Raw genomic sequence first — 255 nt, forward strand, 5'->3', positions numbered from 1 at the left:
CCCCTAACCACAGGTCATCCCCCAGGTTTTCAACCCTGGTGGGTTCGGTCCTCCACGAAGTCTTACCTCCGCTTCAACCTGCCCATGGCTAGATCACTCCGCTTCGGGTCTTGAGCGTGCTACTCCAACGCCCTATTCGGACTCGCTTTCGCTACGGCTTCCCCACACGGGTTAACCTCGCAACACACCGCAAACTCGCAGGCTCATTCTTCAAAAGGCACGCAGTCACGAGACACCAAGCAAGCTTGATGTCCG

1 rRNA gene is annotated in these 255 nt (G+C 57.3%); it reads right to left on the bottom strand.

The window, feature by feature from the left end:
- A 23S ribosomal RNA gene (locus tag QC385_RS43920) occupies positions 1-255 on the bottom strand; the annotation flags it as partial.

The sequence above is a fragment of the Streptomyces sp. DH10 genome (genome assembly GCF_029813805.1).
GTDB lineage: Bacteria > Actinomycetota > Actinomycetes > Streptomycetales > Streptomycetaceae > Streptomyces > Streptomyces coeruleofuscus.